Here is a 13,332-nt window from a genome sequence, read left to right on the forward strand (position 1 = left end):
AAAACATATTGATAAAATAAGCATCAAACGAAGCATCATGTTAAATACTTCAAACAAGATACGAGATAAACATGTTCATTCTCTATTTAGGCTTTGCCATTATTTTAATTGGCGGTCTGGGCTTTCTCATCGCTGCATTTAAAACCAGTATTTTATGGGGACTGGGCTGTCTATTGTTTTATCCCATTTCCATCGTCTTTCTGATTCTGTATTGGCAAGATGCCAAAAATCCTTTTTTCTTACAGTTCATCGGGGTCTTTATTGTATTTTTAGGTTCGATGCTGATCTCACCTACTGAACTGGGCACAGTCTAAGTGCCATTTTGGATATAAAAAAACACACCAAAAGGTGCGTTTTCATTATCATGATCCGCAAAGTCAGCAGCTATATGATTAGCTCATATATTTTGGCTTTTCATCAACCACTTCGGCATGCCATTCATCCACTTGTTTTTCTAACAGACCAAACAATGCAGCCTGAATCATTTGCTGAGCGATCACACTCATTTGATCGCCCAAAATATTGCGTAATTCTTCATTGAATTGGATAGTCACCAAAGGCTCTTTTTCTGAGCCTGCATTACGCAATGCCAACTCACCACCTTCCAATTGAACCAGCTCTAAAATTGCTTCCTGGTTCCCAAAGAGTTCTTTCAACTGTTCTATAGACATATATCCCTCCATGCGCAACATGGTGATAAAGGCATCTGCACTTTGTATTACTTAGATAATCTTATATCGGGTTAAATAAATTTATTTCAAGTAGCAATAGTCCGATTAGAACTCCACCATCTCGTTACGAAATCCATCAATTAATTGAGTTAGATCACGATGCCATTCACGCAAAATAGCGGTATCTGGCAACCATGCTTGCGGTGTTTGGGTAACTTTAATAATTAAATTTGAAGACGTTTCATCTTCTGGCTCTGGTGCAGACGGTTCAGGTGCATATTGACACATACGATGTGCGCGTTTCAGCTCTGCAATAAAGCCCTGCTTTGCCAATTGCTGCATAACAGTCACTTCAGGTGATACCTGACCTTTTTCAGCCATCAGCGTTTCAATCGACTTTAACGTGGGCGCAGGATCATTTAAACGATAGTAACGCACCAACTCTTGTAAAAACGCAAGTACTGCACCATGCAAATGAAAAACCGCTGCTTCGCGATAAGCCTGAGCTTGTTGAACATGATCGGTCTGCTCGGCTTGCTGACATGCAAGACGGCTAAAATATAACTTTTGATTGGTACGATCAGCATGAAAGCGAGCAACACGAGACATGAACAATTCCCTAAATTTTGGCGTTTTTCTACATGAATAAGCTTAAACGGATTTTTAGGAAATTCACAATAAATATTATGGATGATCGATTTCAATTAAATAAATGTCACGCTTTGCGGGAACAGGCATATCCCAATCAATCATCCTGATATTTTCCAGACGCCAAGCCCAGTACCCTGCTGCCCAATATGTCGCCTGCGCTTGCTCTACCTCTGTTTCAGTCCATGCATGAACGTCATATACATCGACCATCGCCACTGCACGTCCAATATCTTCATCTCCGCTTTCATGTAAGTAGCGTTGATTTTCCACGATCACTAAATCTTTTAAAGGCAAATGCTCAGGCCGCCATGAGCGGACTTCAAGCGTTTTAAGCCCGCACGCAATGTTCGAACCAGATGGCGCAACAATAGACAAAGCCGAGTAGCATTTTTTCATAGATCACCGATAAAAAAAGGAGCGTAACGCTCCTTTTTAAATTTATGCTTTAGGCTTATCTTCAGCCGCTTTTACGCGAATACCTGCACCTTTGACTTTCAAAGTATTCAGGCCTTTAATCGCTTTTACAGCTTCACGACCATTTGGCATTTCGACAAAACCAAACCCTTTCGATTTACCTGTGCTTGCATCCATAACAACAACAGCAGACTCTACTGCGCCAAATGGTTTAAACAGTTCAACCAATTCTGCTTCAGTAACTGAACGCTCTAAGTTACGTACTAAAATTTTCATTCAATCTTCCAAATAGACAGCATCATCAAAAAGCATTTGTCTATTTTGCTTTTTAACTTGCGTGTAAATCACGTCAAAAATCTATTTTAATCGAGATCGATACCAAAATCTAAATTAATCGATTTTCTTTCGATTAACGCACTTTTTACGGTTTGCTGACGGGTTTTATAATGTGTTTCCAAACTACATAGGTTTCGAGTTAAATCATTCATAAAGTAACTTTCTACTTTACGCCCTTGCTCATCGACAGTTTCACGCGCCCAGTGGTTCAAATTTTGCTTAGTCAAAATCAATTCATTTTGCGCACGTGTCAGCGCCACATATAACACGCGGCGCTCTTCTTCCACTTCATCGAAATTGCCTTGGGCACGTGCATGCGGGTATTGCCCTGGTGTGACATTCGCCACATAACAGACTTTTTGCTCCGTTCCTTTTGCCGAATGAATGGTAATTAACGTCACGACATCACTGTCAGATTGGCGTTCAATTTCAGAAATGGAAACTGGATCAAGGACATATTCTTCTAAGAATTCACTCAACTGCGTATGTTTGGATGCCAATTGTTTCACCAGATCAAAATCACCGACACGGCGGTTCCAATCTTTTTTATAGTTTTCTTCCAGCTGCTCAGAAATCGCTTGAACAGCCAAGCTTACACATTCTTTGACCTGATCTTTCAACACCGACATTTGCTTCATCATCAGAATCGCTTGGTCAGGTACTTTGCCAAAATTTTCTAACTTGGTTGCAATGGCTTGCATTTCTGGCTCAAGTAAAATCTGCTGCGATAACTTACTCGCACCGACATCACCCACACCATTCCACAAGGTTAAAAAGCGCATCCACGCGATATCATCTAAAGGATTGGCCACTACACGCAGCACACTGAGCAAGTCTTTTACATGGGCTGTTTCAAGTAATTTCATGCCGCCAATAAAACGATACGGCACGTTTGCGGCAATACAGGCTGCTTCAATATGACGAGCGGCAAAGCTTGAACGCACAAGCACCATATGATCCGACCATTTGCTGCCTTCGAGGTAATGACGTTCTTTGATGTCGATGGCAATCCATTTGGCTTCATCAAACTCATTCGGGAAAATATGCATTTTCGGCTTAATCCCTTCCCCACGATAAGCATCTAAGCGTTTGTCATATTTAATTTCGCTTTCATCCAACAACCAATTCGACAAGTCTAAAATTTCTTGGGTTGAACGATAATTTTTTTCGAGTTTGAAAATCTGTGCGTCGGGTACACGCTCTTTGAAATGATGAATATTTTCAAAGTCTGCACCACGGAAGCCGTAAATGGACTGTGCATCATCGCCGACACAGAACAAGCTGACACGTTCTTTTAGTGGCTCAAGTAACGCCCATTGCAGCGGATTGGTATCCTGCATTTCATCAACCAACATGTGGCGACAAATTGAAGCGACATAATCGACCAGTCCATCTGATTCCGCCAAGGCTTTCGCCACAATCGCCAAGATATCGTCATAATCTAAAAAACTACGCGCACGTTTACGAGCTTCGTATTCTTTCATGATATCCGCGATTTGATCTTTTAACGCAAAGTACTCAGGCATTTGCTTTTCCATGGCAATGCTGAGTTTTTGACGGGTATTCCGCGCAAAGGAATACAGATCACAGAGTTCTTTCGGCTTGGGCAAGTAATTGGGGTTTTTCTTATCATCACGACCACGAATCAGACGGAACATCATGAGCTGATCATCACGATCAATAACCGAAAACTGTTCTAGACCAAAGGCTTTTGGAATGCGGCGCAATAGGTACATACAAAAGGTATGAAAGGTTGATGCACGTAGCCCTTTAGCTTGCTCACCCAGAGCCAACTCCACACGAGCGACAATTTCACTGGCCGCACGGCGAGTAAAAGTCAAAATTTGAATTTGATTAGCAGGCACGCCTTGATCAATTAAATAAGCTGCACGCGCCACGATGGTTTTGGTTTTACCACAACCTGCTCCTGCCAAAACCAAGCTATGCTGTGCTTCTGTTGTTGCGGCTTGTTTTTGTTGAGGATTTAATTCATCAATCAGGTTGGCTAAACTCATGTGTACTCATCATTTCATGGATAGGTATAGTTTAGCAGATTGAAAAAAAATACATGTTAATGTAGGATCAAAATTACAACTAGAAAAAGATAAGTTTATGAAAAATTTTAAGCTAATTAGCCATTTCCTTCAGCCAGTTTTATTACTTTTAATATTTACAAATCATCCATCTTATGCAAAAAAAATTGACTCAAACTGAATTTGATCACTTGATAAGTAAAAATAATCAGAAAGGAATTCAACTCCATGATGATCTAGCTGTAGCTCTAATTTCTGGCAATCATAAGCTTATATCCGATAATTTATGTGCAACTTATAAAATGAGTAAAGCACAATATGAAATTGCTTCAGAGAATTCTGAATTATTAAAAGCGAAACGGGCAAAAGAAAATGCAATAGAAAATATAAAAAACATTGAAAATATAATTCCAAAAAATCAAAAACCAATGGAAAAATATTGCAAAGATTCTCAACCAAATTAATCATATTTTCTAACTATGATTATCTTAAAACTCGCTAGATGCATTCATAAATTTTACCTTGATTTTTATTTCAAACATCTCATCACATTTCGACAGCAATGTTCCAAATTTAGTTCCGCATTTTTTAATGCATCTTCCAACTTACAATCTGGTGGATTAATCCCAACAATCTGTGTGAAACCTAAATCATAGAGTTCTGCTATCCCCTCACCCACTAGACCAGTAAAGGCGATCACAGGTTTATTAAACTTTTTTGCAACTTGCGCCACACCAAATGGCGTTTTACCGAACTTAGTTTGATGATCAATTTTCCCTTCACCTGTCAGCACATAATCTGCCTGTGCTATTTTTTCCTTCAACTGACTTTGTTCAATGACCAATTCCACACCTGATTGCATCGATGCACCCGCAAAAGCCATCAACCCAAAACCTAATCCACCTGCAGCACCTGCACCTGCTACATCACGTAAAGCACAACCCAGAGTCGCTTCAACGACATCGGCATAATGACTAAGGTTCTGATCTAACTGACGCACCATCTCCTGCGTTGCACCTTTTTGCGGGCCAAAAATATGGGATGCGCCATTTTCACCACATAATGGATTAATGACGTCGCTGGCAATGATAATTTCTGTATGCGCTAAACGTGAGTCGAGCTGCGTCAAATCAATACTGTTAATTTGATCAAGACAACCACCACAAACTGCTATTTCCAAGCCATTTTCATCTAAAAATTGTGCCCCCAAGGCCTGCGCCATACCTGCACCGCCATCATTGGTCACACTCCCGCCCAAGCCAATGATAATTTTACTTACTCCGAAGTCTAGAGCAGCCTGAATCATTTCGCCCGTACCATAAGTTGACGTCAGTAAAGGATTTCGCTGAGCCATATCGACAAGATGAATACCATTGGCTTTTGCCATTTCAATCACCGCAGTTTTTCCACCGTCGATCAAACCGAAATACGTCGTCACACGTTGATTGGGCAAAGGACCTGTAAGCGCTATCGTCACTTTTTGACCGTCGCAAGCACTGAGTAACGCATCTACAGTTCCCTCACCGCCATCTGCCATTGGCACAGCGATGACATTTGCATCAGGTATGAGCTTTAAAATTGCACGCCGCATCGCGTCACAGGCTTGTTGAGCACTCATACTTTCTTTAAATGAATCGGGCGCAAGAACAAAAGTGGTCATCTAAATGCTCAAAATAAAACTTGTCCTCAACCATAACGGTTTTAAAATAGCAGGTATATCTAAAAACATCAGAAAGGTTCGAAATGTCACGAATCAATCTAGGTCAGTCTGCACCTGAGCTATATAAAAAAGTCGCAGAACTTGATGCACTGGCAATGAAAAAAATAAATGAAGCTGGCCTAAGTGAAGGATTAGCTCATTTACTCAAATTACGTGCATCCCAAATCAACGAATGTGCGTTCTGTATTCGCATGCATGCGCAAGATGCACTTAAAACAGGTGAAAGCATTGAACGTATTAGCCTACTCAATGCATGGCGTGAAACTGCGTACTACGATGAAAAAGAACGTGCGGCTTTAAGCTTGATCGAAGCGATTACATTGATCGCCGAAGGCCAAGTTCCCGATGCAGTTTATGAAGATGCTCTACCCTTTTTAACGGATGATCAAATCAGTGCGATTGAATGGCTCGCAATTGTCATTAATACATGGAATCGTATCGCAATTAGTAGCCGCTATAGCGTGAAACCTTAACGGGTTGTACACATTTCAAGTGAATAAAAAAAGAGTGCCTCAGCACTCTTTTTTTATTTATCGGATCCGCAAGCAGCTTACTGCTCTGCCGAGCTTTTCGGCACTTCACGTCGAATATAAGAAGCCAAAGTAAGGTAGTTGACCCCTTGGAATAAAATATCAACCGCCAAGAATAATCCTAATACCCAAAATGGCGCATCAGGCGACATCAAAATGATCACACCCGTAATCAAGGTCAGTAGCCCTGAAAATAGTGTCCATCCCCAACCTTGAAATGCTCGAAATAGCACAGCATTAAAGATACGAATGACTCCAGCAATGATCAAAATAATCGCCAATAAATTGGTCAGGACAATGGCCGTTTTGACAGGCGTTGTAAATGCATAATAACCTGCGACCAAATACAGCACACCAAATAGTGCCCAGAACCAGCGGTAACCGCCTTCAAAAATTTTAAATGCTGCAATGAAATGGATTACGCCACCTAACATCATCAGCACACCAAAAATATAAATCACCGTAAGTGTCGCAAATGGCAAAGCTGCCAAAAGGACCAATCCGAAGACCGCCAATAAAGCACCTAAACCGAGATACCACTTACGGTTTTCATGGAGCTGACTGCGAATTAAATCGTTGCCTACTGTTCTCATGTTTTTTCTCAAGTTATTCGTTATTCAATGGATTATGCAACTTTATGATGAAGAAAAATGAAAGAAAAGTCCAAATCTTATCCACACTGCCAATTGAAACTGTGGATAAAATACGCTTTATCCACATTATTTTTTCCATCCCACTTCAATCGCTGTGACGTCATTCACCACAGTATCAGCTAAATCTTCAGGCATTTTACTTTGCGTCTGTGAGGTAGGAATATGCCCTGCCATCAGTTCAGCTTTACTTTGCGGAAACAAAGGCTGCCTTTGGGGTTCTGCATAACCGATAGGGAAGATTGGCTGACCTGTGGCCAAATCATACTTATCAGTTGCACCAAAAGCGTGTAATAACTCATGGGCTAAAACGATTTTATTCTGCGCTGTCTGTTTATTCGATGCAAATAAATTCACCGATCCAATCCGACCATTTTCCAAAGCTGTGGAATGTTTAAGTACTTTGGTTTGAGTCGGATCGTAATAATTTAAAAATAGCGTCACACTCGAAACACCATCTACATTTTCATGCTGCTGCCAAGCATAGTAGCGGAATTTCAAACTCCATAAGATAACGTCCAACATACCGGCGTCATTGGGTACTTTGGGAGGTAAAACTTTCAGCTCGCGACCTAACTTAAAATACACATAAGTCGGTTGCCCTCGGTATTTCTGTGCTGTCGCTTGTAAATATTGTTGAACATCGTTTAAATCATTGACAGATAGCTGCTGTATATAAGCTTGTGTGCTCTCTCGACCATCTGCATTAATTGGATGTAACAACACAAAGATCGGTTTACTCCAGTCTTGATTTTTGTCTTTATAGGCATTGACTGCGACAACCAATAAAATCAGCAATAAGCACAGTACCCGAATTTTTTTCCACATTTTAAATCGTACTCTGCTTTTTTATCTTTCTTAAATACATTTGACTCATTTCTATTTTTGTTTCAAACAAATTTAGCGTTTTAATTAGTCCAGATAATTTTGCTCGACCGTAGTTTCTAGAATCAAAGTCAGGTTTGACTGCGCTGATATATTGCCCAACCATACTTAAATTGGCCCATCCATTTTCATCCGCATTATCTTTCACAGCTTTATAAATCAAATTTAAAGTGGGTTTATCAATGATTTCAGTGATTGTATTCTCTTTAATCTGCACAGATGGCTTTGGTTCACTTACTTTTGTATTTTCAATGACTTCTTTAATTGGTGAAACAATAAGATCTTCTTCAGTATTTTTTAGCTCATTATCTTGCAGTAAGTTTTCAACATAAATAAATTTATCACATGCTTTTTTAAATGCCTCTGGCGTCGACTTTTTTCCAAAACCGTAAACACTTAGCCCATTTTCACGAATTCTAGATGCTAAAGGGGTAAAATCACTGTCGCTTGAAACAATACAAAAGCCATCCAATGCACCTGCGTACAGCAAATCCATCGCATCAATGATCAAAATCATATCCGTTGCATCTTTGCCCTTTGTGTAAGCAAACTGCTGAACAGGTGTGATTGCATGAGGAAGTAAGACTTCACGCCAATTTTTTAAGGTTTCGCTGCTCCAATCTCCATAAACTCGTTTAACACTTGCGATTCCATATTTTGCAACCTCTTCCAACACAGATGGAATAGCATTGGTCGATGAGTTATCCGCATCTATGAGTACAGCAAACTTTTTCGTTTGAATTTCCACTATTCCCCCAATCATTTTTATCATTTAAATTTTGATTAATTCTGACATAAAAAATGCCGACCGAAGTCAGCATTTTATTGATTTTAAAGCTTAAGCCTCAACCCACTTACCGTCTTGGTACACCAAAGACCATTTGGTTTGTTTTCCTTCAACATTTTCAGAACCAATATATTGCGCTTGGTTCTTACGGCTGAATTTCACCAATGTTGGGTTTCCTTCAGGATCGACATCCGGCGCTTGCAAGATGAACTGATATTTTGCATCCAACTGATCTGCGACAGAACGTAGTTCAGCCACTTTCGGTGCACGAGTTTCACGTACTTTCGGGAACTTACTTGCAGCTAAGAATAAACCTGCTGCGCCATCACGAAGGACAAAGAAGTCATCATGTTTTGTTGAACGTAAGTGCTCCATTTTAATTGGATCTACACGTGGAGGTGCAGGCTGACCGCTCTTCAACACTTTACGTGTATTGTCACAGCTATTACATGCAAAGTAAGGACCGAAACGGCCTGTCTTCAATTGCATTTCGCCATCACATTTGTCGCACGGAATGGTTGGACCATCATAACCTTTGATTTTGAACTCACCTTCTTCAAGCTCAAAACCAGCGCAGTCTGGGTTATTACCACAGATATGCAACTTACGCCCACCATCAATCACATAGCTATCCATGGCTGTTTCACAGATTGGACAGCGTTTTTTCGACATTAAATCTGCTGTTTCTGCCGAGTCATCGTCAGACAGTGCAGCCAATGATTCTACAGGTGTCAGGTTCAAAGTCCCCTTACAACGCTCTTTTGGCGGTAAGTTATAACCTGAACAACCCAAGAACACGCCTGTAGTCCCTGTACGAATCTGCATCGGACGATCACATTCTTTACAGTGCACAGCATCCACTTCTACAGGTAAATTACGGCGCATGCCATTTTCACCCTGAGCTGTGGTTAAACGTGTTTTAAAATCACCGTAGAAGCTATTGAGTAACTCTTTCCAATTACGATCACCATCGGCGACTTTATCTAGTTGACCTTCAAGATCTGCCGTAAATGCATAGTTCATCAAGTTATTAAAGTTTTCATCGAGACGGTCTGTCACGATTTCACCCATTTTCTCGGCGAACAAACGACGGTTATCGAGCTTCACATAACCACGGTCTTGAATGGTTGAGATAATCGCAGCATACGTCGATGGACGACCAATCCCTTTTTTCTCAAGCTCTTTGACCAATGATGCTTCAGTGAAGCGCGCAGGTGGTTTAGTAAAGTGTTGAGATGGATCTAATTTTTCAAGCTTGAGTACTTCCCCAACTTTTACAGCAGGTAGCAGTACATCATCATCCGATTTGTTTTGGCCACGCACTTTAGTGAAACCATCAAAGACCAATGTACGGCCTTTGGCTTTGAGTTCAACACCATTGGCATTGACTAAAATCGTTGATGATAAATATTCTGCTGGTGTCATTTGACATGCAACGAACTGACGCCAGATCAGGTCATAAAGACGCTGCGCATCACGCTCTACACCCACCAAACTATCGCCTTTTAGCGCTACATTTGATGGACGAATCGCTTCATGGGCTTCTTGCGCACCAGCTTTATTGCCGTAGCGATTTGGTTTTGCCGGTAAATATTTTTGTCCAAACTCAGTTTCAATATGACCACGAACCATATTTACAGCGTCATCACTCAAGAATGTTGAGTCTGTACGCATATAAGTAATAAAGCCGGCTTCATATAACCGCTGTGCCAACATCATGGTTTTCTTCACAGAAAAACCTAAACGTGTACTTGCTGCTTGTTGCAGTGTAGACGTGATGTATGGCGCACTTGGATTGACCTTGGTTGGTTTGTCTTCACGTGCTGAAACTGTGTAGTCGGCATCTTTAATCAGGTTCAGTAAAGCATCCGTTTCAGCTTTGTTGTGCAGTTTTAAAGTCTTGCCATTTTGCTTCACCGCTTCTAAGCGGATATCGTCTTTCTTCGACTTGGTATCTGCAAAAACTTGCCAAAACTCTTCTGGAACGAAGGCACGAATTTCACGTTCACGCTCAACCACAAGTTTAACAGCCACAGATTGCACACGACCTGCCGATAAACCACGGGCGATTTTTTCCCATAAGAGTGGCGAGATCATAAAGCCCACAATACGGTCGAGGAAACGACGGGCTTGTTGAGCATTGACTTTATCTGTATCGAGGCGAGAAGGATGTTTAAACGCTTCTTGGATGGCATTTTTGGTAATTTCGTTGAACACCACACGTTGATAACGTGAGTCGTCACCGCCAATCACTTCTTTTAAATGCCAAGCAATTGCTTCTCCTTCCCTATCCATATCCGTTGCGAGATAGACCTCGTCAACTTGCGATGCAAGCTTTTTCAGTTCCGCAACAACATGTTCTTTACCCGGTAGGACTTCGTACTGTGCCTTCCAGTCATTTTCAGGGTCTACACCCATACGATTAACCAAAGCTTTTTGTGCTTTTTTGGCTTTTTCAGCTTCAGTTAGTTTTGCACGAGTTACTGGCTTTTTCTCTGCTGTTTTACTCGAGCCGCCTGTAGGTAAATCACGGACATGACCCACCGATGATTTCACGATGTAATCAGAGCCCAAATATTTATTGATTGTTTTCGCTTTTGCAGGCGATTCCACAATCACTAACGCACGCTTTTTCCCAGCATCGGCAGATTTTGCTGTGGTACTTTTAGATGTGGACCGAGGAGCGTTCGCCATAGTTAACCATCATTCCTGTTTAATAGGTTTTTTAAAATTTAAAGTTCAGCCAATGAATGTAAAAATGCTTTCATATCATCAAGCTGTGTGGCTCTTAAGTCAGATTCTTCGTTCCAATAGAGTCCTACACAGTTTGCCTGCATATCAATAGCATAAATGCCCTTTAATGTAATGGCTAAATCCTTGAACTTGTCATCACCATGCACCAGTTCAAGTTTGTCATCGACCACTAAAGCACGCATTAAAGGCAAACGCGCATCTGGAATCAGCACACTGTAATACGCCACCATACTGGCACGTTTTTCAGAAGCCATTGGAATCTTGGTCCAAGCAGGTGCAGCCACTAAACGTGGGTGCAGCCCCATCTTACGCGCCTTCTCGCGCATAATGCCCAAGGCTTTTTCTCTAGGATTTACTCGAAGTCCAAAAATCGACCCAAGTACAAAGACCACAATAAAAACAGTAACCCAGATTCCAGTATTTTCCATAGCACAACCTTTATATTCCTTTATTAGAGTTGCATAAGCGCAATATAAAACGCAAGTTCACTCGATAAAATTAATTCAGGAACATCTCGTGGCTATACAGCACTTCGTGACCATTCCAGTAGATATATCCTTTTTCGATCAACTCTTTAAGTAATAATCGAACGTCAGATTGCGGGAACATTTGCTCCAATAAATCACGTAAGGCATAGATATCTTTTGGTTTATCTGACTTTAATTCATGCAATTTTCGGATCACTTCCATTTGCACAGGATCAATCTTATTGAAATTTTTAAATAAGCCTTGCTGTGCAGCCTGAATCATCGACGCCGTATCATCAGTATTTGAGGTTTGTTCTTCGAGTGAAGCAGTAAATGCATTCAGGTCTGTTTTTATCGGCAATGCTGTTTCAGCAGTCGTATTTAAATCTAGCTGCACCCATTGTTTGAGTACTTTTTTTCGAATCGAAATCTGCTCATCAAAGCGTTTGACGATTTTTAGATTGATCAACATACCGACCAAATGCTGAGCTTTTTCGCTAGAGACTTGCAAAATATTCATCAGCGAGTTTTTCAGTTTATCCAAACTGTTTGGCTTGCCATTGAGTTTTTCCAGACCATCACAATAGTGTTTAATCAGTAATAAATCAGGTTTATTCCGAATGGTTTCTAGGTCAGGAATTTTATATTTCACTTTATGTGAAACTTCTTGTTCTGACTGAATTTGAATAAGATGTGCGCTGAGTCCAGAGCCATCCAATTGTTCCATCAGTAATTCAATATCAGGCATTGCTGAAATCACTTCAATATGCGCATCTGGATCCATCAAGGCCATCAGTTGCCCCACAATCACCGCATATTCAAATTCTTTTTGCGGCGTTTCTGGAATATCCAAAACCACCAATTGACCACTCGCGATCCACCCTGCAATTTCAGTCAAATCTTCAAGTGCATATTCAAATTTTCCGCTGCAGCTAAACACATACAAAGTACTGTAATGTTCAATGATATTGCGCAATAGATTTGCTGTGGGCGGGTTATTTTCCAAATCTAGCAGGACAACTTTTTGACTCATGAGATGAAATAATGGGTTTCGATCAGCAGATGCGGTGCATTAGACCTGTCACGCTGCAAAAGGTCAAATAAATTTACACCAATCCACAGCTTTGGCGCTGATTCGTCATCTGCCTGTCATTCAATAGTGACATTAATAATGCGGTGGGCGGTTAGTCATTGGGTCAAATGCCGCAATACCTTCAGATAAATCTGCCGATTCAATACGACGATACAAAATCTGCATTTGTTTCTTTAAATCAGCGATTTCGGCGTTTTGACGCGCAACTTGATCATTCAGTTGGTCAACTAAATCATCTAAAAATGCAATTCGGACTTGCAAATCTTCAATGGGTGCGGAAAATGACGCCTGTTCATCAAGATTTTGTTGTGTAGTCAATTTACACTCCTCATATAAGATTT

The 13,332-nt window shown here is 40.8% G+C and carries 16 protein-coding genes; 3 read left to right on the forward strand and 13 right to left on the reverse strand.

Annotation, left to right across the window (positions count from 1 at the left end):
• Positions 1–71: 71 nt before the first annotated feature.
• Complete coding sequence (locus FTU62_RS00215) at positions 72–314, forward strand: hypothetical protein (RefSeq protein WP_180101407.1); 243 nt, start codon at positions 72–74, stop codon at positions 312–314.
• 78 nt (positions 315–392) lie between these two features.
• On the opposite strand, the gene FTU62_RS00220 is transcribed toward FTU62_RS00215, so the two are convergent.
• The 5 genes from FTU62_RS00220 to FTU62_RS00240 form a co-directional block, all read right to left on the reverse strand.
• Positions 393–671, reverse strand: a complete 279-nt coding sequence (locus tag FTU62_RS00220) for a hypothetical protein (RefSeq protein ID WP_078192732.1) — start codon at positions 669–671, stop codon at positions 393–395.
• 105 nt (positions 672–776) lie between these two features.
• Complete coding sequence (locus FTU62_RS00225) at positions 777–1,280, reverse strand: DUF6586 family protein (protein ID WP_180010190.1); 504 nt, start codon at positions 1,278–1,280, stop codon at positions 777–779.
• Positions 1,281–1,355: 75 nt separating this feature from the next.
• Complete coding sequence (locus FTU62_RS00230; protein WP_180101409.1) at positions 1,356–1,718, reverse strand: ASCH domain-containing protein; 363 nt, start codon at positions 1,716–1,718, stop codon at positions 1,356–1,358.
• Positions 1,719–1,760: 42 nt separating this feature from the next.
• Positions 1,761–2,012 (reverse strand): RNA-binding protein, encoded by a 252-nt coding sequence (locus FTU62_RS00235; protein ID WP_078189697.1) that lies wholly within the window; start codon positions 2,010–2,012, stop codon positions 1,761–1,763.
• Between the two features lie 86 nt (positions 2,013–2,098).
• Positions 2,099–4,087: an ATP-dependent helicase gene (locus FTU62_RS00240; protein ID WP_180101411.1), complete on the reverse strand. Its 1,989-nt coding sequence runs from the start codon at positions 4,085–4,087 to the stop codon at positions 2,099–2,101.
• A 173-nt stretch (positions 4,088–4,260) separates the two neighbouring features.
• Here FTU62_RS00240 and FTU62_RS00245 point away from each other — a divergent pair, with 173 nt between their 5' ends.
• On the forward strand, positions 4,261–4,569 hold the full coding sequence (locus FTU62_RS00245) for a hypothetical protein (protein WP_180101413.1): 309 nt from the start codon (positions 4,261–4,263) through the stop codon (positions 4,567–4,569).
• Between the two features lie 65 nt (positions 4,570–4,634).
• Here the strand turns inward: FTU62_RS00245 and FTU62_RS00250 are convergent, their stop codons facing one another.
• Positions 4,635–5,765, reverse strand: a complete 1,131-nt coding sequence (locus FTU62_RS00250; RefSeq protein ID WP_180101415.1) for a glycerate kinase — start codon at positions 5,763–5,765, stop codon at positions 4,635–4,637.
• Between the two features lie 83 nt (positions 5,766–5,848).
• Between FTU62_RS00250 and FTU62_RS00255 the strand changes: the two genes are divergently transcribed.
• Positions 5,849–6,298: a carboxymuconolactone decarboxylase family protein gene (locus FTU62_RS00255; protein WP_180055624.1), complete on the forward strand. Its 450-nt coding sequence runs from the start codon at positions 5,849–5,851 to the stop codon at positions 6,296–6,298.
• A 77-nt stretch (positions 6,299–6,375) separates the two neighbouring features.
• Here FTU62_RS00255 and FTU62_RS00260 read toward each other — a convergent pair whose 3' ends face one another.
• The 7 genes from FTU62_RS00260 to FTU62_RS00290 all read right to left on the reverse strand — a co-directional run bounded on the left by FTU62_RS00260 (position 6,376) and on the right by FTU62_RS00290 (position 13,309).
• Entirely contained in the window at positions 6,376–6,948 is a 573-nt protein-coding gene (locus FTU62_RS00260) for an HdeD family acid-resistance protein (RefSeq protein WP_180101417.1), read from the reverse strand.
• 126 nt (positions 6,949–7,074) lie between these two features.
• Positions 7,075–7,833 carry a hypothetical protein gene (locus FTU62_RS00265; protein ID WP_180062922.1) on the reverse strand — a complete coding sequence of 253 codons (759 nt, stop codon included), beginning with the start codon at positions 7,831–7,833 and terminating at the stop codon, positions 7,075–7,077.
• Position 7,834: 1 nt separating this feature from the next.
• Positions 7,835–8,638, reverse strand: coding sequence for an NYN domain-containing protein (locus FTU62_RS00270; RefSeq protein WP_078192740.1), 804 nt, complete (start codon positions 8,636–8,638; stop codon positions 7,835–7,837).
• A 90-nt stretch (positions 8,639–8,728) separates the two neighbouring features.
• Complete coding sequence (gene topA / locus FTU62_RS00275) at positions 8,729–11,371, reverse strand: type I DNA topoisomerase (RefSeq protein WP_180101419.1); 2,643 nt, start codon at positions 11,369–11,371, stop codon at positions 8,729–8,731.
• Positions 11,372–11,409: 38 nt separating this feature from the next.
• A complete protein-coding gene (locus FTU62_RS00280) occupies positions 11,410–11,859 on the reverse strand; it encodes a hypothetical protein (RefSeq protein WP_078189705.1) in 450 nt (149 codons plus the stop codon).
• A gap of 70 nt (positions 11,860–11,929) precedes the next feature.
• Complete coding sequence (locus FTU62_RS00285; protein WP_180101421.1) at positions 11,930–12,931, reverse strand: hypothetical protein; 1,002 nt, start codon at positions 12,929–12,931, stop codon at positions 11,930–11,932.
• A gap of 132 nt (positions 12,932–13,063) precedes the next feature.
• Positions 13,064–13,309, reverse strand: coding sequence for a SlyX family protein (locus FTU62_RS00290; protein WP_180024468.1), 246 nt, complete (start codon positions 13,307–13,309; stop codon positions 13,064–13,066).
• Positions 13,310–13,332: the final 23 nt, after the last annotated feature.

The organism is Acinetobacter sp. YH12126 (assembly GCF_013418745.1).
Taxonomy (GTDB): Bacteria; Pseudomonadota; Gammaproteobacteria; order Pseudomonadales; family Moraxellaceae; genus Acinetobacter; species Acinetobacter amyesii.

Coding starts and splice junctions, on each gene's coding strand:
- FTU62_RS00215 (WP_180101407.1), top strand. CDS start 72: ATGTTCATTCTCTATTTAGGCTTTGCCATTATTTTAATTGGCGGTCTG.
- FTU62_RS00220 (WP_078192732.1), bottom strand. CDS start 671: ATGTCTATAGAACAGTTGAAAGAACTCTTTGGGAACCAGGAAGCAATT.
- FTU62_RS00225 (WP_180010190.1), bottom strand. CDS start 1,280: ATGTCTCGTGTTGCTCGCTTTCATGCTGATCGTACCAATCAAAAGTTA.
- FTU62_RS00230 (WP_180101409.1), bottom strand. CDS start 1,718: ATGAAAAAATGCTACTCGGCTTTGTCTATTGTTGCGCCATCTGGTTCG.
- FTU62_RS00235 (WP_078189697.1), bottom strand. CDS start 2,012: ATGAAAATTTTAGTACGTAACTTAGAGCGTTCAGTTACTGAAGCAGAA.
- FTU62_RS00240 (WP_180101411.1), bottom strand. CDS start 4,087: ATGAGTTTAGCCAACCTGATTGATGAATTAAATCCTCAACAAAAACAA.
- FTU62_RS00245 (WP_180101413.1), top strand. CDS start 4,261: ATGCAAAAAAAATTGACTCAAACTGAATTTGATCACTTGATAAGTAAA.
- FTU62_RS00250 (WP_180101415.1), bottom strand. CDS start 5,765: ATGACCACTTTTGTTCTTGCGCCCGATTCATTTAAAGAAAGTATGAGT.
- FTU62_RS00255 (WP_180055624.1), top strand. CDS start 5,849: ATGTCACGAATCAATCTAGGTCAGTCTGCACCTGAGCTATATAAAAAA.
- FTU62_RS00260 (WP_180101417.1), bottom strand. CDS start 6,948: ATGAGAACAGTAGGCAACGATTTAATTCGCAGTCAGCTCCATGAAAAC.
- FTU62_RS00265 (WP_180062922.1), bottom strand. CDS start 7,833: ATGTGGAAAAAAATTCGGGTACTGTGCTTATTGCTGATTTTATTGGTT.
- topA (WP_180101419.1), bottom strand. CDS start 11,371: ATGGCGAACGCTCCTCGGTCCACATCTAAAAGTACCACAGCAAAATCT.
- FTU62_RS00280 (WP_078189705.1), bottom strand. CDS start 11,859: ATGGAAAATACTGGAATCTGGGTTACTGTTTTTATTGTGGTCTTTGTA.
- FTU62_RS00285 (WP_180101421.1), bottom strand. CDS start 12,931: ATGAGTCAAAAAGTTGTCCTGCTAGATTTGGAAAATAACCCGCCCACA.